Genomic DNA, 18632 nt, shown 5'->3' with positions numbered 1-18632 from the left:
AGGACACCGACTATGATATATTTCTTTCTTGAAGCCAGCATTGCAACCTATTTCCTAGAACTTCCACTTGACATAATTAACCATCTCCACCCACAAAACTTGTTACTCAATTCTCACTAAGATTGGAAATCCGTCTTTATGATAGAGTACATATATAAATCATCGAATTTACCACGTGCAAACTCATAATGCCGCAGCAATCCCTCTTTTTCAAAGCCCTGCTTCTCTACCAATTTTTGCGATGCAACATTCGCCGGTTCAATTAAAGCCTCTATTCTTTCTAGCTGTAAATGATGATAACCATACTTCACAACAGCCTCTAATGCTTCACTAGCAATCCCTTGTCCCCAGTAATCTTTGCTAACCTCATACCCCACTTCTGCGCGATAATGCTTTGGAATCCTATTCAGAAAGCCACAACTTCCTATCACCTTACCAGAATCTTTAAGAGTGATTCCCCACCTAATTCCCGTACCTTCTTCGTATATAGATGTATACCACCCAATTTCATCCCAGACGTCTTTTACTGTTTCGAAAGGGTCTAGCCCCATAGGTTCCACCACATCTTGGTCAGATAAATAGGCAAACATATCTGTAGCATCCTCGGTTGTTACTTGTCGTAAAATTAATCTTTCAGTTTCAATTATAGGAAACATGTTCTTCATCGACTTGCCCTCTTTCTAACATCATCCCGTAAAAGAATATCTTTCAACTGGTCAACACTATTAACAATATACGTGGGATTAGCATGTCTCAATTCTTCGAACGAACCATATCCGTAAGTGACGCCAATTGAGTCAATACCTGTATTATTTGCTCCAATAATATCGTGCTTCCTATCCCCTATCATAATAAAGTTATCTAGCGTATGATGATCATATGCATCTATTATGTATTGAATAATTTCAGTTTTGGCGGTTCGCGTTCCATCAAGATTACTGCCAACCACTAGATCAAAATACTGCTTAATGTTAAAATGCTGTAGGGTTTCTTCAGCAAACACAGTTGGCTTTGAAGTTGCAACAACCAATGTGAATTGTAGCTCTTTTAGTGATTTTAAAAGTAAAGGAATACTGGAATATAAATCATTTTCGAATAGCCCCTTGTCCTTAAACCTCTCCCTATAGAAATCAATTGCTTTATTTGTTTTCTCCTCGTCGAAACTGTAATATTCCGCAAATGAATCCTGTAGGGGTGGACCGATAAAACAGTCCATTTTATCAAGATCAGGCTCATCAATCCCTAATTTGGCTAATGCATATTGAACGGATTTTGTAATACCTATTTTGGGATCTGAAAGTGTCCCGTCTAAATCAAATAAAATGATGCTGTATTTGTCCATGTAAAATGCTCCTTTTTACAACTAATTTACGCCTTTATTTTATCATACTTTTCTGGAAGCTCCAGCTTCTTTCTATCTAATGATGAGATTATCTCGCCTCTGTTCCACCATTTGGTTTTACTTCTACCAGGGGGTCCTATATTAGAAAACACTTACAATATACCGATCTCTTTTAAAGCAAACTCAATTCCCTCTTCACTCGATTTTTTCGTTACAAAATCAGCAGCTGATCGCACTTTTTCATTTCCATTCCCCATCGCTACTCCCAAACCTACATACTCTAACATGTCGATATCATTCTCTCCATCTCCAAATGCAATCGCTTCTGATTTATCAATATCGAAATATTTCAGTACTTTTCGAATAGCTACCGATTTTGAGACCTCTTCTTGCAATACATTCAACACAAAAGGATGCCATCTCAAAAATGTTAGATGAGGAAAGTGAGAGCTATATTTCCTTACCATTTGATCTGAGGCATACAAACACATCAAATAGACATCCTGCCGGTAAATTAATTCATCTGTTGTAGGGTACTCTTGTAGAAATAATGTTTCCTTCAAGGCCTTCAGAATTTGAGGATTCTTTACCCCATTCATATAAAATTCTTCAGTGTAGAAGGACAAGCCATGATTCTCAGCTTTCGCGAATTCGAATACATCCTGAACGTTCCGTTGATCCATCGCTATTTTATGAATTACCTGTGACTCGTGCTTCGCATAGCCTCCATTCGCCGTAATAAACGTATCGATTCCTAATTCTTTAATATCTTGACACATTGATAACGGCCGACCTGTTGCAGCTACGACCTTCAATCCTTTATCTTTTAATGCCTGAATAGCATCTTTGGTTTTTGTTGAAATACTACCGTCCTGATGATTCGTTATCGTTCCATCAACATCAAAAAATGCAATTTTATAATTCACAAAAACACTCCTTTTGACAATACAAGCCAAACTTCTAAGATACTTTCTTTGTAAACCTACACTTCGGAAAGTTACTGCACCCATAGAAAGCTCCATACTTTCCTGTCTTCAAAGACAACTCACTTTTGCACTTTGGACAAGCATTCGGCTGAATGCTTTCTTTTTCTTTCCACACCTTTTCTTTGCGATTCGTCTGAATTGCTTGAACATGTTCGTCCCTGATTCTCTTCTTTACTTTCCTATCTTCAATCAAGATTGCTTCGAGCTTTCGGTTAATTTCCTGCAACTCAAAATCACTTATTTTATGTACATTCCATTCTTTAATTACCCTTGTCAGTTGGGGAAACTGAATGACTCTTGCTGATTTAAAGCGATTTTCAAACTTTAAAGTGGATTGACTAGAAAATGCAATAATAGAATGGAAATACGAAGAGTCTTCTTTACCAATATAGTTTTTTAATGCTTGTACATGACCATAGTTCTGCCAAATGGGATTATACATTTTTTCTTTTCGTTTATAAATAACCTGAGTCCAGTACTTTTGGTTTTCCTTACCAAATATCCACCCTTGATAATGCTTTGTTTCAATGACAAAGATGCCATAAGGTGAGGTAACCACATGATCCACCTGAGTTGTTCCTCTTTCGCTATTTGGTACATATATATCATGAAATAGTGAATAATTCGGTCCCAGAGTACTCAATACACGATTCACCTGCCATTCACCTACTGCTCCTTTTATCATCGGAAACTTAAGTTTTACTAGGATAATCCCAGTCAGTACTGCCACAGTAAACAGAATAGGCGCCCAGATAAATAGGATTGGTAAGAGAACGATAGCGATTACAATGATTACGAACCACTTTGTTATAGTAGTCATCTATTCCCTCCTCTCGTCCTTTAATGTGTAAAAATAAAAGCAACATAATACAAATGCCGATTCGCCAATTATTCAAAGGACTCCTATAAAACAAGTTTATCATAGGGCCCATCCATTGAGAACTGGTATCTTCCAACAATTACAATAAAAGGTGCCGACACTTTACATATTTCTACAAAGCAAAAAACCTCCCCGCGATGAGGAGGTTACCATCAAAACCTAACAACCAACACAATAGCAACGGCATGATCCTGTATTTCGGCAAAAATATCGCCACCCATCTTCTCAAGTAACTGCTTGCCTATATATAACCCTAATCCGTTACCTAGTTTGTTGCCTACATTTGAGCCCCGCCAAAAACTCGAGAACATATGGGGTAGCTCGTTTTGCGAAATGGATACACCAGAATTCTCTATTCGGATTAATTGCCGATAGTCTTCTTCATAAAACGATACGCGAATCGTATTCCCATCGCCGTATTTAATGGCATTTTCAATAATATTATCCACTACCTCGACAAGTCTGTCCGGATCCCCTATTAAAAGCTTGTCTCGAACAGGCTCTATCTCGAATTTGATTTTAAGCAGTGCAAGTTTTTCCTTATTACCATATATTACCTTTTCAATCCACTCGCTCAGATAAAATTCTGTCGTTTGAATCTCAAAATCGCTTAGCGAAGATGCAGATGTGGTAATAATATCGCCGATCAATTTTTCAATCTGTTCAGCCTTTTTCTCAATGAGCTTAGCACATTCCTTACGCTTCTTGTCACTTTCATACAGGTCGTCATATAAGGCCACCGAATATAGCTTAATAGCAGAGACCGGTGTTTTGAGTTCATGTGACAGAGATGCAATTAGCGTTTGTCTATCCTTTTCTAACCGTAAATTAGTTTGCTTTTGTGCATCCAATGTCTCTCTAAGCAAATCAAGCCCCCAAATAAACTTACCAAAAAAACGACTTTTACTCTCTTTTATCCCTTGATGTAGATACCCCTTTGATAATTCAAGGGGCATGTTCTCAATGACATGAAACGGCTTAATAATTTTCCTTTTTACATACAACAGCAGCCCTACAATAGAAATGAACGCTATTAGTAGAATGATAGCTGCGGTAATGATGACCGGTATAATCGTATTCGGGACAACATAGGTAAACCGTAAATATCCTGCCAATTGCTGTCCGTCATAGATGGGCTTAATCATAAAACCGGCTCCACTTCTAACACCTGCACCGTTAAAAAATTGTTCAATCTGTAGCGGTTCTGCATTTCCCTCCAGCCACTCAAGCCCCTGAATATAGTTGGCTTGATCAGTCTCAATGTCAATTAGCAACACACCGTTATTTAGCTGATTGGCTATGCGATTCGCTTCAATCACATAACCCTTATTCTCCTCACTACCTCCACCATAAAAGGCTGTAAAAGAAAAAGCGGCCACAACTGCAATCCCAATGACAATCACCCATACAATCAGCCGATTAAACTGCTTCATACTTGTATCCAACACCCCAAACGGTTAGAATCCGTCTAGGTTCCTTCGGGTTATGCTCAATTTTCTCGCGAAGTTTACTAATATGAACGGTCAGCGTCGAAAGCTCACTAAAGCTATCAATCCCCCATACCGCCTCAAACAGCCACTCTTTGCGAAGGGCCTTTCCCTTATTCATCATCAACAGCACCAATAACTCATATTCCTTAGATGTCATCACAACCAATTCATCCTTGAGATACACTTTCATTGAAGCCCTATCGATTGTCAATGCACCCTCTGAAAGCAATTGTTTGTTGTCAAACATATGATAGCTACGCCGAAGATGGGACTTTACTTTAGCAATTAACAAGTCAACCGAGAAAGGTTTCTCCAAGTAATCATCGGCACCGAGATCTAGCCCAATAATCTTATTATTATCCCCATGTCTGGCACTCATGATAATGATTGGGAGATTATACCTTTCTCTAATAAGTCTGCAAACTGCAAACCCGTCAAGTTCTGGCAGCATGATGTCTAACAACAATAGCTTCACCGGATTTTCCGCAAGATATTGAAGCCCTTCTTCTCCACTGGACGCAACAAATACAGTGTATCCATCATCTATCAAGAAATCTGAAAGAATCGTAGCAAGCTCCGCATTATCTTCTATGATTAGAATATCTACCACATTCTCACATCCCTATACCTCTATCAATTGCGCCTCGGCGTAATTGCGTTGGGATTTTGAATTGTGCACAGCACAATTAACTCCCCTCAAAATCCCTAACATCCGCCGGAGGCTTAACTTGAATCAGGAGGGAGTTTGAACTCCCTCCTGATTCAAGTTGAATAACACTATTCCTACCAGCCCATCTCCATCAACCAACTGCTTAATTTTCTTTCGCGTTCCCTTACATTCCATTCATCGCCCGCTGTAGCCAATTGTAATTCACCCTGGATATTACCGTCTACCATATAAAATACCTTATCCGTTTGTGCAGCTACCTTCACATCATGCGTAACAATCATAATTGTTGTGCCGTCCTCATTAATTTGACAAAGCTCTGCCATGACCTCTTTTGCTGCCTTAGAATTCAATGCCCCTGTAGGCTCATCAGCAAAAAGCATTTTCGGTTTATTAATCAACGCCCGACAAATACATGCTCTTTGTAATTGTCCACCTGAAACCTCCGTGATATCATGGCTTGCTAATTCAATAATATCAAGCCTCTTCATAAGCTGATCGGCATCAGCATTCACATCACTACGACTACGTTTACACTCATTACTCTTCAATGCTTGATAGCCCGATAGAATAATATTATCATAAATAGACAGATTTTTAAGCATATGCATTTGTTGAAAAATAAACCCCATCTTATGCAGTCTTACCTCAGCCATCTGTTTCTCAGAGAGCTGCGAAAGGCTTATTCCGTCAAACAGGACTTCACCAGCTGTTAAACGATCCATACCACTGACAGTATACAGGAGTGTAGATTTCCCTGAACCAGACGGCCCCATAATTGAAACAAATTCCCCCTCATACAGAGTAAAGTTAATATTTCTTAACACATTATTTTGTTGTTTGTTCACGATATACGTTTTGCATAAATTCTCAACCGTTAATACTGCGCTCATGACTAGATTCCTTCCTCTCCATTAATTATTCTTCATTCATATCCCACACTTGTATCTTCTTAATTTGTCCGCAACTGGTGTAAACCCCGAGAAGCACAACAGTTATGATTAACAACGGACACCATACATAGACCTGTAAGGGTACAATAATCATACTGAACTCTGTCAGACCAAACATCCTGAATATTACTCCTACGAGCTGTTCTCCAAGTACGGTAGAGGCAAATACACCCAATATAATGGAAGCAACAAGCAAAATTAAAATCCGTAAACTTTGCCATAGTTTAATCTGTCCATTCGTAAAACCAAGACTTTTCATAATGGCAATCCCTTGAACTTCCTTCGAAATTAAGAGTCTAACAAATAGACTGGTAATAAAAAATGTAATGAGACTCACAATCGCAATAATTAAGCCAATAATCATCTTGAGTTGGCCCATAAACCCTCCGGTCATATCACCCATAATATCCATTGCACTTTTGATGTCGAGATGTTTTAGCTGTTCTTTCATATCCTCTATAATCTGTGGCTTCTCATCAGCGATTGCATTTATGTTGCCCATCAATAGATAACCTGCTACATCCACAGGTTTATAGTTATCTGACAACCGCACCGCATACCCTGCATTGTCAATGGTCTGATACGTCCCCGAGATAAGGAAGGTTTGTTTCTTACCATCGATTTCAAAAACAATACTATCCCCGATATTTTTATTAAATCTTTCTGACATAATGCCTGTGATTGCAATTTCGTTCTCAAGCTTAGGAGCTACTCCGTCCAGGTACTCATATTCATACCGCTCTGCCTTCGTCTCGCTGTTCATGCCAATAATCCGCTGGTCACCCTCATCGTTTTCGAGGATGTATTTTGTGTTAAAAAAATAATCTACCGATAAAGTGACATCAAAGTCTCTATCGAGAAATTCTTGTTCTAACAGATCCATTTTGGCTCGTACCTCAGACATTTGGGCCTCAGCTCGCTCTGTTAGTAAGTAAAAATCAGCCTGCGTTGTTCCCAAATGACTAATAAATTTCGGCGCTAAAATTGTGTTAGCTAAATTGATGGGAATCAGAATAATCACCGTGCTCAATACAAACGTAAAAATCAATGTCGTGTATCCTTTCAGCTGGTTGAGCACATCACTGATTGCTAAAAACAAGGTAATATGGAGAACCTTGCTTTTATGGAGGTTTATTTTTCTAGAAGCCTTAAAACGTTCTCCATTATGTCCCTGCCTAATCGCATCAATCACAGATGCCTGATTAATTTTTCCCATACACAGGGAACAGAATAACAGCGTAATCGCTACAATGATCACTGTACTAAAGATTGAGACAATCATACTTATACTGCTATCTGGCACAATGATATATTCTGATACTCTTACTGACATCATTCTTGTGAGTGGAAGACTTATACCTAACCCAATTACACCACCAACGACAGATAATCCGAAATACTTCATAAGATACAATCGTTTTATACTGACATTTGTAAAACCAATTGCTTTCATCACACCGATTTCTTTGTAGTCATCCTGTATCGTAGAAACAATCGTGAATCTTAAAGTTAAAAAAGAAATAAAGATCAAAAATAAACTAACGATAAATAATATCGCTGACACGATACGATCTGTCATAAACATTAACTCAACGAACTTTTTGTCAATATCAAAGTCACTAAGGATATTTGACTTTAAAAACTCTATTGAGAGATCACTTTGACTTTCATCTAATTTTTTGACAAAACTCCAAAATTGAATCCACTTTTCTTCCGGAACACTTTGCTTTATTTCATCATAATCATGCTGCGATATGATGAATCTTTTGAGTCCAATTAAATCCGAACCCATAAATGCATCCTTAAAAAAACCTTTTACGACAAACGTTTTAGATATCCCTTCAAGATCAATCGCCAACTGATCTCCGATTTTAATTCCCGTCATATTTTTAATATTAATCGGTAATCCTATTTCTCCATCCTGCACTGTAAAACTTTCATCGTTTTGCCCAAAAATAAGATTTACATGCTGAGGTAAGGTAGATAGAGAAATAATACTATTAGTAGATATACTCTTGCTTCCATCAGGTACAGTAATATTACTCGAAGGCACACCGATGTGAACTTCCGAATAGTACGCATCAATTGCTGGCAGGCTATTTGCCCATTCTTCAATCTGTTTGTTGTTCTCTGGAGTATTTGCAATCTTAATATTGAAATCTGCAACCTGACTTTTACTAATAAAACTGTTCACTGCCGTTGTCGTCGAGTACATTAAATTGGTGCTACTTGCAACAAGTGTGGATGCCAGTGCAATCAGCACAAACAACACGGCATTCATTGCCTTTTTTCGCTTCAAGTCCTTTTTTAATATTTTCAGAAACACGTTAGAACCCCTTTCTCATTCCGTCTGTTCTCATTATAAAAGGGAAGTTATTAAATAATCCTAAAGTCTGTAAAAGTATATCAATGATTCAAATCTTAAAAGGGTTAAATGAATTTTTGACACAATATTACTGGCCTTGCATTCGATCGGGAGTATTTCGATTTCGACAAATTCGATTCTATTGCGAGAACAATGATTTGACAGAGTTAATTGTCTTTAAGTACAACATCAAATGAGCCATTCCTCGATTGAATCGTGGAATGGCTCATTGCTTTCTTTATGATTTAGTAAAATACGAAAGTAGACACTCAATGAAGGCCTATTACAGCGGTAGCCGGAGCAGTTTCAATTTTGATGGAGGGCTTTTTCAATAACTTCCATCACCTGAGTTTTTTTCATTTGGCACTTTACATTTCCTATTTTCCTATAAATTCAACTGGCATATTTTTAGAGTGTTTATTAGCTATTCCCTTAAGATGCATTACCTTATTAGAGTCTTCACTGTGGAACTCAATATCATCAATTAGCGCAGAATAGGCACTAAAATCTTTTTCACTTTCCTTAAAATCAATGTATTTAACTTTGAGTTTCTCATTTTCATTTTCAATGTTAACTACAAGTATATCTCCATTTAATTCGTATGTTCCCTTTGTGTCTTCCATTCCAATACTTACTACATTGTCATCTGAAAATTTCAATGTCTTGATGGAATCGTATTTATTAGGATTATCAACATCTTCCTGAAGCACTGGCGTATAAGCAACATTTAATGTTTTCCCGGCTAATTTATCACTTTCACTACTACATGCTGAAACGAAGAAAACAGACAAAAGTGCTATAAAAACAACTAACCATTTCTTCATAAAGTCAACCCCCTTTCTATCATCTTACCTTCAGGGTATTCATTTGTTAATGTGAAACACCTTAACTTTAGGTTGCTCTGCACATCCTATATTTCTCAGTCAAACAATGGATTTCCTTTCATCCCAACCCATAAATCGGTCTGCTCAAGTTGAGCTGCCAGCTGTAAAAGTACTCGTTCTTCACCTTTTCCGGCCATCACTTGAACACCTAGCGGCAATCCCGCCTGCGTTACATGCACGGGCAGTGAAATGGCAGGTTGCCCCGTTAAATTTGCCAGTTGGGTAAATGGGGTATACGTTAAGCTTGGTAAAAACATGTTATACATGATTTCCTGTTGTTGCTCAATCCCTGATGCTTCGTCCATTTCGAACAGCAGTTGTTTCTGTGCTGCTGTTGAATGGGTTAACTCACCAATTTTTGGCGCTGCAAATGCTGTTGAGGGTGTTATATATAAATCATAGCTTTCATGTACAGTCGCCATCTGTGCCGCAGCTGTATCCCATGATGCAAGGCTTGCCGAGTATTTTGCTGCTGATATTGATTTACCTATTTTATTTAACAACCACGTTTCAATTTCAACATCATTCGCTGTGATTGTTCTGCCAATTGCTCGTTCCAACTGTTCAACGACAGCAGCCATTTCTCCGCTGTTCATAAAGAAATAGTCCTGCATTAATTGAATACCATCGACCTGATTGTCTAACTCCTCAACGATATGCCCTTCTGATTCTAACCATTGTACAACTTTTCGTACCGCCGTTTGAGCCTCTTCCGATACGGGTGTGGCTACTGGTGATTTTGTGGTAAATGCAATCTTTAATCGACGGGCAAACGGTCGATTAATCGCATCTACAGAGCTCCCCTCCAGTAAAGGTGTCTGAAATGCCGCTGCCTGTTGGATGACTTGAAGTTGATCAAGCATCGCAGCACTATCTCGTACACTTCGACTCAACACAAAATCAATCGATGCTCCTTGCCACTGTCGACCAACACCTGGACCGACAGACGTCCGCCCCCGCGTAGGCTTCAAACCTACCAAACTTGAAAATGAAGCTGGAATTCGAATCGATCCACCACCATCACTCGCACCTGCCAGCGGAACAATGCCAGAAGCAATCGCTGCCGCTGCTCCCCCACTTGACCCACCCGGAGAATAATCTGGATTCCACGGATTGCGCGTTGCCCCATATAATTCTGGTTCCGTAATATTTTTCAGGCCAAATTCAGGCGTGTTCGTATGGCCAATGAATAAAAATCCTGCCTCACGAAGCTTCTTTACAAAATGTGAATCATGATCTACGACCCACTTCGATAATAACTTAGCACCCGAAGTCAGGGGCTCGTTTTGCAGTGCTTGTGAAATATTTTTTAATAAAATCGGTACACCTGCAAATGGCTGATTACCAATATCTACTCGCTTCGACTCAGCCAACACACGCTCTCTTCGCATATGCGTAACAGCATTCAACGCAGGATTCACTTTTTCCAATTGCTCAAAACTTAGTTCGACCAACTCACTTGGTTTCACTTCTTTCTGTCGAACCAACTCTGCCAAACTAGTCGCGTCTAGGCGTAAATAGTTATCAATATTCATGCTCCCACCCCAATTGTTATATTTCTGAAGCTACTATAGTGAATTACCAAAAACTGATTGTTTGAATTCATCTAGCTAGACGAATAAGTCAATGAATTTATTTTAACATAAAATGAAGATATTAGGAAACTAGCTCAAGTAGGTATTTGAAAATTTTTCAAAAAAATACCCCTTTAGATTATTTTTCTAAAGAGGTAAAAAACTACATTATTATTCCTTGTTAAACCACAGCTGATCCTTATCATCAACATCGCCATTGTAATTAATGAGAATTTCATCTCCTGCTTTTATATCGGTATACGCAAAGAAATCGAATGTGCGATTTTTAAAATTAATATCATACGTCGCATTCGGTTCATACGAATGATTAAACAACATACCATACCCAAGAAGAATAGCAGATTGACCTATCCCATACTCAAACGCGTAGTCAGCAAGAAGAGTTTTCTCAATGTATTGATGCTCTTCGTTTGGATAAGAAATGACGGGTGCTTCATGCAAAAGCTCCCCTTTTTTGTAATCACATGTAGCAAATACGCCTCTATTGAATTCTCCATCACTTAGCGGAGATGTTTTTACCTCAATCATGTTTACTCGCCTACTCACTTTTATATTGTGCTTTAACTATAACATTAAATTGAGTTTCGAGCTCTTTTTAGAGCTATGGCAAACGATTTTATTGTCATGAACAACTGTAAAATGATAATTACGTTATTGTGACGAAATGGAATCTCTCCCAAACCTGCCATTATTTATTACTTTGCAAATACAATTTGTTCGATTTATAACCAAAGAATAAACACAAAATAATTGTTAGTGGAATAAATAACCAAGTGAACCCTCTTACTAATGCGAAAGGTGTTTCAAATAGAAAAGAAAACCAAAAAGATATTCCAGTACTATCCCATAAACCAGGTGTAAAATAAAGTTCTTTTGGATTAATAAGAACCTTTGGATCAATGAGATCTGCTGAATAAAATACTACTACCAGCGGCAAATAACAAATCGCCAATTCAAAAAACATATTCGCATACCTTTTATATCTAGTAGCTTTTGAATTGTTATCAGAAAAAATGTCGTCTCCAGCGGTATCATCTATTCTTTTAAAGTGTTGAATCCCCGAAACTTTGCTACCAGTGAGATGCTTCCATCCACTGTCTTCAAACAGAGTACAATAATCGATGAAATCCTCTTTTCTCCTAAATTTCCTAAAGTCAATTTTTATAGTTGCTGCTTCTGACTTCCCCCGTTGAAATTGATAACCCATGAAAGTGCTTTTTAAATGGTAACCGTCAGACGCCATTTGCTCTAGCCATTGCTCTTCTTTTTCAAAATTGATAAAGAATCTAAACTTATACATCTTCATTCCCTCCAGTTCCTGGTCCTATAGTTGATAACAAGTTTTCAGTAATACGGACGATATGTTTCATTCGTTCACAGTCTAGTCGTAGCACTTCAATACCTTTTTCTGTGATGACATATGTTTTTCTACGTTTATCTGTACTCTTTGTTGATTGTATTAATTGCTGTTTAAGTAAGTTTTCAATTGCCCCATACATCGTACCTGCAGCAATTTTCACTTTATGATTACTTAATTCCTCGATTTTTTGCATCATAATATAACCGTGAGCAGGCTCAAGTAAGGATAGTAAAATATAATACGTTGTTTCCGTTAAGGGTGAATAGTTATTTAACTCCATATCGTTCATCACTCCAATACATTGGCAAACTATAAAGTCTAACTGTATAGTTTAACTATATACAGTCGAACTTTATAAGTCAACAAAAAAGTCCATTTCAAATTTTACAAAGAACCCAAAGAAAATGGACTTTATATTTACCAAAATAATATTATACAAATAAACATTTAACTGTAACTACTTAGGTATGTGTTGGCATAAAGAAAATCCCCTACAACGCTTGGCGCTAGGGGATGCCTCCCGCGATAAGCCAGACAGAAGATCACTGTCGGGGAGGGATTGGATTGCATCCCTCCTTTGTCTTATCGCTTCGGCTACCCCTGTTAGGCGCCTTCGCTGGAGATTTGGTGGAATCAGTTGTTCAACCTACTTAAATCCTATATGAAGGAGAATTCTCCATGAACAACAGAAACGAGTGACGAAAGAATATCACGATTTTGTTTGCGAAGTGTGGAAATAAATCCACGGATTTGGATAAATTGTTCTGCCCCTTCTTGCGTGTGAAAAGAACCCGACACTTTCTGTTTAATCTTCATCATTCGAATATCACGTTGTGCTTGATTGTTGTCGGAAGGCACACGTACATCCCAAATAAACCGCAATATAGTGGTTTTATGGAGCAGGAAGCGGGCAGCTAGATTAGCAGCTTTACTCTTTTTCTTTCTCCCCCGTTTGGGTGGTACATCGGACGGGATCAGTGGCCCATTCTTTTGCACCGCGCTCAAGGATACAGTCGTAGCGTTTTTCCCATTCAAGAGCGTCCGCTTCTTTTATCGGTATATCCTCTAGTCTCCACTTTTTCTTGTGGTGACAGGCTTCCTGTAAAAGTTCTTTCATATCTGCGGCCCATTGATGACCGTCATAGTCGATGATTCCCTGGGACTCGCGAAGAAGGTGAACCCCGCACAGGGCATGATCAAATGAATAGTCAGTAGTAAAGTAGGAAGCCCGACAGTCGTGGACAAGAATCTACCGATACTTGGGTAAGACACCATGATTCTCGATGGCTGTTTTCCCTCGTTTTTCATGGATATGATAAAGCGTCCAATCAGAATGGCTAACCGTATGTAGCCATCGCGTTTTATTCTTAACGCGCATCCCAGTTTCGTCCGCATGGATGACGCTACTTTTCAATAGTTCTTCTCGTATGTATGTAGTATGGGGTTCGAGTTTAGTTGAAATGGAAGCTAAACGATGCAAAAGGGTAGCCTCGCTAGGACGATGACTAGTTGTATCATGAAATAGCTGACAGATGCGTTCGAGGGGAAGATGGTGGTATGTATGTAGATAGGCGCAATAGGCAATCCAGTTGTCTCCATATTGAACGGGAAATTTTACATTTTCTGGGGAAGGTGCATGTTGTCGTGTGCCACAGTTTGGGCAACACTTTTTTTTCAATCCGGTGCTCTGTCACCACTATATGGGGAATTGGTAAATCAAATACTTGGCGACGGATATACCCTTCTGCTGGTAAATCTGCAAGAGAATTTTCACAGTGTGAACAGACTTCGACCTTATGCCATTTGATTTCATCTGGCTGGTCAGTTAGTTGAAGGGTATGCCCGTCATGGCCCTTTGGGGCGCCTATCTTACCTCCCGATTTCCGCAGACTTTTAGGCTTGCGCAAACCATCGCTAGATGGCGGTTTACTACTGTTAGTACTTGTTACCCCCACTTGTCGTTCTAGTTCTTTTACGCGTGTTTCTAGTTTAACAATATGGGTTTTCTGTTGTTCAATTTGGACCTCCAACTTTTCAATATAAAGGAGAAGATTCGTGATAAATGATGCAATTTCAATGGGTTCTCCATGACTAATCTCTTCGATTTGTTTGGCTGTATATTTCATTGGAATTTTCTCCTTTCTCTATACAGTGAACTTATGATTTTTATGTGATTTCCAGCGAAGGCGTCTACTGGGGTCGCCGAAGTAATGAGACTGACAGCGGTTTTCTGTCTGGCTCATTGCGGGAGGCATCCCCAAGAGCCGAGCGGTGTTGATAAAATATCCTAGTTCACCCTCTGTCTACTGGTAAAGGCAAGTTTATTAGATTTATACCCAAATAGAAAATTTTAAAACAATTAATGTACCTAAGTAGTTACATTTAACTTAATTATTACCAGAAAAAAATCGTCTTCAGGAGAAATGAATCACTTGAGGACGATTTTTTAGTATGCAATTTTATAGTGAAGTAACCGACAATAATAGCAACCAATTACGGAACAGCAACCACTTTAGAGATACCTTATTTTCATATTAAATTCCTTCTACCAAATTCACGGAAACAAGCTCACTATTCAATATATCAAGATGGTAGGTTCCATTTCCTATCTTTAAAGTTCCTTTGTTAAGTTTGTCGTCTTCACCTTGTTTTGCTGTTTCAATTGAATCCCATGTCACATTGCCATTTTGCAGATTATTTCTTGAAGTAGCTGAAAGTAATACATCATTATTTTTTCCAACATGCATAGTAACATAACTTGGTCCATCAACAATCCAATGGTTTGCAAGAGAACCTGGATACAGCGCAACGGTATTACGCTTTCCTCTGACCTCTAAGCGAACACTATTTGGCACAATAATTGTAGGCTCGACTGTCATATAGGTCGAGAAAGGACCCGAATGACGGGGAGTAGCTTTAATCGTCACATACATGGTGTCTCCTACTATTTTTGTCAGCGTATAATTATCCTTGTCCACAATCAGAGGTTTGCTTTTCGGATTAACCTGCGCTCTATAAGTACCAAATATAGCTAGTTGATTGACGTCAGAACCTTCTATTTCAACTTCATGATCACTCGTTTCCAAGACAATTCTTGTAATATTGTCTGGTAGCTTCTCCTCAATTGAAGGCAGATTGAATGAAGTATCCTCAGCGACCACTAAGGTTTGAAGCTCAGTCAATAGACCAGTCGAGGTTAAAACTGTAAAGCCAATTCCAATAGTGCCTAATAACCCAACAAATAAAATACTTATAAAATCGTACTTTACAACAGGATTTTCTTGCTTTGATAAAAAGAGGTACAAGATAATTTCAATACCTAATACAATAAGGATAATCGGCCACCACACAAGAAATGGTTCAAACATTTTCGCGCCCTTAATTTGAGTTAAAAATAAGAAAACCCCTAGTAACACAAGAGATAAGCCCATTGATACAGTACCTACACGCCATTTACGCATCATGACCCTCCTTTCGGCTTTTGCTTCCGAACAGTAGCTTCAGGCCTCCGCCAATTAATAAAATACAGATCACAGTGACTTGGAAATAGTTATAATACCAGTATTCAATATCAATACCTAGATTCGTCTTTAATGCCGGTGCTAACGCAGGGATGATCACATTTGCAACCATATAATAAAGTCCTAATGCCAATAAACCAATCCCTAACCATTTTTGGTGATTCACAAAATGCGAGATCACAGGGGTATCTTCTAGCTCCTCCTCCCCATGCATTGAAACCTTTTGCAATGCATCAAAAAAGCTATAAAACCATATGATTGGGATTAAAAATAGAAACAGTGAAAGTCTTAATATATCTAAAATATAAATTCCCAACAAAAAAGCTGCCATGAGCTGTAAGCCACGTTTTTGCAAGCCTAAGTACATATGTCCAGCACCTGGGAAAATCGATAATACCGTAGCTAAAGTCTTACTTTTTCTCCCCTGTTCACGACGTGTTTCTTCGAAATCCTCTAATATTGTCTTATCTATTAATGCTTCTCCTCGTAACTTTTTGCTCACTTGTTGAATCGCGTCAAACATGTTATACACCCACAGCACAGGGAGAATGCCTAAAAACACCAAAAATTCACTTTGGTTCGTGAAAGCTGAAATAAACAAGATCATCGTTCCAAGTCCAAAAAATCCGATAAGGAATGTGAATCCCCTATTCATCAAACCTAGTTGAAAATGACCTAGCCCTGGGATAAAGGAAAGTAAAATTGTATAAAAGCGTTCATTTTCATCCGTTTTAGTTTGACTTGGTACTTGCTGCGCTTCGTCAGTGGATATCGTAACTCTCTGATTTTTTAATAAGTAAAGTAGCATATCCATTACACTAATTGCCGTTACGATAACTGCAATGACAACTCCAAGAATAAGTGGTTCTTCTGAATAAAAGCCAATATACAGGAAAAAACCCAATATGAAAGGTAATACGGCCCCAGCCCCATAAAGGAACCCTCTAACTTTTCGATTTAAGTAGAAATGTCCCACACCCGGAATAAAGGTGAGGAAAAATGCAAGTAGTGGATTTTTAGTCATCATTATTGACCCTCCTTTTGTTTTATATCAATCATTTCAAATAGTGCCAAAGCCTTTTCCATAAGGCTATTCGATACACTTTGCTCTGGCTTTGATAGCGATGATGCTTCAACGATAGTAACAACCCCCGTGATACTTTGGAAGAAGCCGGTTGTCATAAGTGTTAATGTAATCGCTGCCGCTACTGCGTAATGGAATAGCGTTCGCTGGTAAAATGTTTTTTTTCGCACCTTCTTTTGAGGAAGTTCTGCCATAATTTCATCTGTAAAGCTACTATAATCGATTAGGGGTAGCTCCTCTGCCTGTCTATCTATCATTTTCATATAGATTTCTAAACATTGGTCACAGGAAAATAGGTGATCCTCTAGCTCTTCACAAGTTGTTTCCGGTAACTTACCGTTTATATAATTAATCCACTCTTCGTGACTGAAATGCCTCATCAAAAATCTTCCTCCTTCCAATGTTTTTTCATCCAATTTCTTGCACGATACAACTTCATTTCGATTGTCTTAACCCCAACCTTCTGCTCATCCGCTATTTGTTTATAACTTTTTTCAGTTATGTAATACGCATAAATAACATCTCTATAATTAGGTGGCATTTCATCTAATCGATTTCGCACTACCTCTCTCTGTTCTTTTTGCAGGAGAAGAGCGACGGTATTACAATCCGGTTGAGCTATTGCTGAAAGTACTTCTGGTTCAAGAACAGTTTCATTTTGACGTTGCTTCTTGCGTTTCAAATCAATTGCATGATTAATCGCAATCCGTGTCATCCATGCCTTCAGACCTTGGGATTTGTACTGTGGGAGAGCATAATAGATTTTTAAAAATACTTCTTGTGTTACATCCTCCGCATCCTTCTCATTTCTGAGAATTGGATACACTGCCTTGAACAAATCATTTTTATATCTTTCAATAAGGAAACGAAATGCCTGCTCATCGCCTGCTCTCACTTTTTCTACTAAAATCTCATCCTGAATAGCGCCCTCCCCCCTTCCCCACTCTCTACCTTATTAGACGAATCTACTCCTACTATACCCTACACATTTTTTCAAAGAAATTTAAATAGAGCCAGACTAAAGAGTCTGACTCGTTAAATAATCGACCAATTGGTGTAGGAATAACTAAAAAGCTAACCACGCCTGTTAATTAACCAAAAAACAACTTAATCAATCACTAGGTACTCTGTGTAAAATTTTCTTTTGTCTCGCTCTGGATTGAACGACTTCTATACAATAGCCGTGATATTTTATGTATAGGGATACGACTTCGTCGCATCCCTATACATTCTGTTCGGTAATCGTATGGTAGTCGTTCATCCGTCACTCTCCAAAAACGCAGATACACAAAGTGCTAATGCTTTTGGGGATGAGGGAATAGAGGGCTTCTTAACTGGAGAGGGCCGCCACGAAGAACGGCTTTGCGAACAAAGGCGAAGCGTCGAGAGTAGTTGGATAGAAGCTTTTACCATGGTCTTTTCCACTGTTATTTTAGGTAGTGTCACTTTCTGATAAAACTTGCTAATAGTAAAGTGAGAATACCTTGTACAACGTGCAAGCGTGC

The 18632-nt window shown here is 38.6% G+C and carries 19 protein-coding genes and 1 pseudogene; all 20 read right to left on the bottom strand.

Annotated elements, in window-relative coordinates:
• Positions 1-116: 116 nt before the first annotated feature.
• Positions 117-665, bottom strand: a complete 549-nt coding sequence (locus tag N1I80_RS10095; RefSeq protein WP_340737750.1) for a GNAT family N-acetyltransferase — start codon at positions 663-665, stop codon at positions 117-119.
• Positions 662-1342 (bottom strand): HAD family hydrolase, encoded by a 681-nt coding sequence (locus tag N1I80_RS10090; RefSeq protein WP_340737749.1) that lies wholly within the window; start codon positions 1340-1342, stop codon positions 662-664. Before N1I80_RS10090 ends, N1I80_RS10095 begins: the two co-directional genes overlap by 4 nt.
• Positions 1343-1494: 152 nt before the next feature.
• Complete coding sequence (locus tag N1I80_RS10085) at positions 1495-2268, bottom strand: Cof-type HAD-IIB family hydrolase (protein WP_340737748.1); 774 nt, start codon at positions 2266-2268, stop codon at positions 1495-1497.
• 34 nt (positions 2269-2302) lie between these two features.
• Entirely contained in the window at positions 2303-3148 is an 846-nt protein-coding gene (locus tag N1I80_RS10080) for an NERD domain-containing protein (RefSeq protein WP_340737747.1), read from the bottom strand.
• A gap of 212 nt (positions 3149-3360) precedes the next feature.
• Positions 3361-4641, bottom strand: a complete 1281-nt coding sequence (locus tag N1I80_RS10075) for a sensor histidine kinase (protein WP_340737746.1) — start codon at positions 4639-4641, stop codon at positions 3361-3363.
• Positions 4628-5308 (bottom strand): response regulator transcription factor, encoded by a 681-nt coding sequence (locus N1I80_RS10070; protein ID WP_340737745.1) that lies wholly within the window; start codon positions 5306-5308, stop codon positions 4628-4630. The genes N1I80_RS10075 and N1I80_RS10070 overlap by 14 nt, the downstream gene beginning before the upstream one ends.
• A 173-nt stretch (positions 5309-5481) precedes the next feature.
• The gene (locus N1I80_RS10065) at positions 5482-6258 is read right to left on the bottom strand and encodes an ABC transporter ATP-binding protein (RefSeq protein WP_340737744.1); all 777 of its coding nucleotides are present in this window, start codon (positions 6256-6258) and stop codon (positions 5482-5484) included.
• Between the two features lie 25 nt (positions 6259-6283).
• Positions 6284-8644, bottom strand: coding sequence for an ABC transporter permease (locus N1I80_RS10060; RefSeq protein WP_340737743.1), 2361 nt, complete (start codon positions 8642-8644; stop codon positions 6284-6286).
• A gap of 416 nt (positions 8645-9060) precedes the next feature.
• A complete protein-coding gene (locus N1I80_RS10055; RefSeq protein ID WP_340737742.1) occupies positions 9061-9507 on the bottom strand; it encodes a hypothetical protein in 447 nt (148 codons plus the stop codon).
• 95 nt (positions 9508-9602) lie between these two features.
• The gene (locus N1I80_RS10050) at positions 9603-11102 is read right to left on the bottom strand and encodes an amidase (protein ID WP_340737741.1); all 1500 of its coding nucleotides are present in this window, start codon (positions 11100-11102) and stop codon (positions 9603-9605) included.
• Positions 11103-11312: 210 nt separating this feature from the next.
• The gene (locus tag N1I80_RS10045) at positions 11313-11690 is read right to left on the bottom strand and encodes an SET domain-containing protein (protein ID WP_340737740.1); all 378 of its coding nucleotides are present in this window, start codon (positions 11688-11690) and stop codon (positions 11313-11315) included.
• Between the two features lie 160 nt (positions 11691-11850).
• Positions 11851-12462, bottom strand: a complete 612-nt coding sequence (locus N1I80_RS10040; RefSeq protein WP_340737739.1) for a DUF2812 domain-containing protein — start codon at positions 12460-12462, stop codon at positions 11851-11853.
• Positions 12455-12802 carry a PadR family transcriptional regulator gene (locus N1I80_RS10035; protein WP_340737738.1) on the bottom strand — a complete coding sequence of 116 codons (348 nt, stop codon included), beginning with the start codon at positions 12800-12802 and terminating at the stop codon, positions 12455-12457. The genes N1I80_RS10040 and N1I80_RS10035 overlap by 8 nt, the downstream gene beginning before the upstream one ends.
• Before the next feature lie 377 nt (positions 12803-13179).
• On the bottom strand, positions 13180-13557 hold the full coding sequence (locus N1I80_RS10030; protein WP_340737737.1) for an IS66 family transposase: 378 nt from the start codon (positions 13555-13557) through the stop codon (positions 13180-13182).
• Positions 13451-14107 (bottom strand): annotated as a pseudogene (locus tag N1I80_RS10025) (IS66 family transposase). The gene N1I80_RS10030 and the pseudogene N1I80_RS10025 overlap by 107 nt, the downstream one beginning before the upstream one ends.
• A complete protein-coding gene (locus N1I80_RS10020; protein WP_340737736.1) occupies positions 14037-14648 on the bottom strand; it encodes a DUF6444 domain-containing protein in 612 nt (203 codons plus the stop codon). The pseudogene N1I80_RS10025 and the gene N1I80_RS10020 overlap by 71 nt, the downstream one beginning before the upstream one ends.
• Before the next feature lie 408 nt (positions 14649-15056).
• On the bottom strand, positions 15057-15983 hold the full coding sequence (locus N1I80_RS10015; RefSeq protein ID WP_340737735.1) for a hypothetical protein: 927 nt from the start codon (positions 15981-15983) through the stop codon (positions 15057-15059).
• Positions 15976-17067 carry a hypothetical protein gene (locus N1I80_RS10010; protein WP_340740017.1) on the bottom strand — a complete coding sequence of 364 codons (1092 nt, stop codon included), beginning with the start codon at positions 17065-17067 and terminating at the stop codon, positions 15976-15978. Before N1I80_RS10010 ends, N1I80_RS10015 begins: the two co-directional genes overlap by 8 nt.
• A 2-nt stretch (positions 17068-17069) precedes the next feature.
• Positions 17070-17507, bottom strand: coding sequence for an anti-sigma factor family protein (locus tag N1I80_RS10005; RefSeq protein ID WP_340737734.1), 438 nt, complete (start codon positions 17505-17507; stop codon positions 17070-17072).
• On the bottom strand, positions 17507-18022 hold the full coding sequence (locus N1I80_RS10000; protein ID WP_340737733.1) for a sigma-70 family RNA polymerase sigma factor: 516 nt from the start codon (positions 18020-18022) through the stop codon (positions 17507-17509). Before N1I80_RS10000 ends, N1I80_RS10005 begins: the two co-directional genes overlap by 1 nt.
• Positions 18023-18632: the final 610 nt, after the last annotated feature.

It is taken from the genome of Sporosarcina sp. FSL K6-3457 (genome assembly GCF_038007285.1).
Classification (GTDB): Bacteria; Bacillota; Bacilli; order Bacillales_A; family Planococcaceae; genus Sporosarcina.
The sequence above is the reverse complement of the archived record's forward strand: the minus strand, read 5'-3'. Positions and strand labels throughout refer to the sequence as shown.

Coding starts and splice junctions, on each gene's coding strand:
- N1I80_RS10005 (WP_340737734.1), bottom strand. CDS start 17,507: ATGAGGCATTTCAGTCACGAAGAGTGGATTAATTATATAAACGGTAAG.
- N1I80_RS10045 (WP_340737740.1), bottom strand. CDS start 11,690: ATGATTGAGGTAAAAACATCTCCGCTAAGTGATGGAGAATTCAATAGA.
- N1I80_RS10015 (WP_340737735.1), bottom strand. CDS start 15,983: ATGCGTAAATGGCGTGTAGGTACTGTATCAATGGGCTTATCTCTTGTG.
- N1I80_RS10065 (WP_340737744.1), bottom strand. CDS start 6,258: ATGAGCGCAGTATTAACGGTTGAGAATTTATGCAAAACGTATATCGTG.
- N1I80_RS10020 (WP_340737736.1), bottom strand. CDS start 14,648: ATGAAATATACAGCCAAACAAATCGAAGAGATTAGTCATGGAGAACCC.
- N1I80_RS10090 (WP_340737749.1), bottom strand. CDS start 1,342: ATGGACAAATACAGCATCATTTTATTTGATTTAGACGGGACACTTTCA.
- N1I80_RS10055 (WP_340737742.1), bottom strand. CDS start 9,507: ATGAAGAAATGGTTAGTTGTTTTTATAGCACTTTTGTCTGTTTTCTTC.
- N1I80_RS10095 (WP_340737750.1), bottom strand. CDS start 665: ATGAAGAACATGTTTCCTATAATTGAAACTGAAAGATTAATTTTACGA.
- N1I80_RS10080 (WP_340737747.1), bottom strand. CDS start 3,148: ATGACTACTATAACAAAGTGGTTCGTAATCATTGTAATCGCTATCGTT.
- N1I80_RS10040 (WP_340737739.1), bottom strand. CDS start 12,462: ATGTATAAGTTTAGATTCTTTATCAATTTTGAAAAAGAAGAGCAATGG.
- N1I80_RS10075 (WP_340737746.1), bottom strand. CDS start 4,641: ATGAAGCAGTTTAATCGGCTGATTGTATGGGTGATTGTCATTGGGATT.
- N1I80_RS10010 (WP_340740017.1), bottom strand. CDS start 17,067: ATGACTAAAAATCCACTACTTGCATTTTTCCTCACCTTTATTCCGGGT.
- N1I80_RS10050 (WP_340737741.1), bottom strand. CDS start 11,102: ATGAATATTGATAACTATTTACGCCTAGACGCGACTAGTTTGGCAGAG.
- N1I80_RS10035 (WP_340737738.1), bottom strand. CDS start 12,802: ATGGAGTTAAATAACTATTCACCCTTAACGGAAACAACGTATTATATT.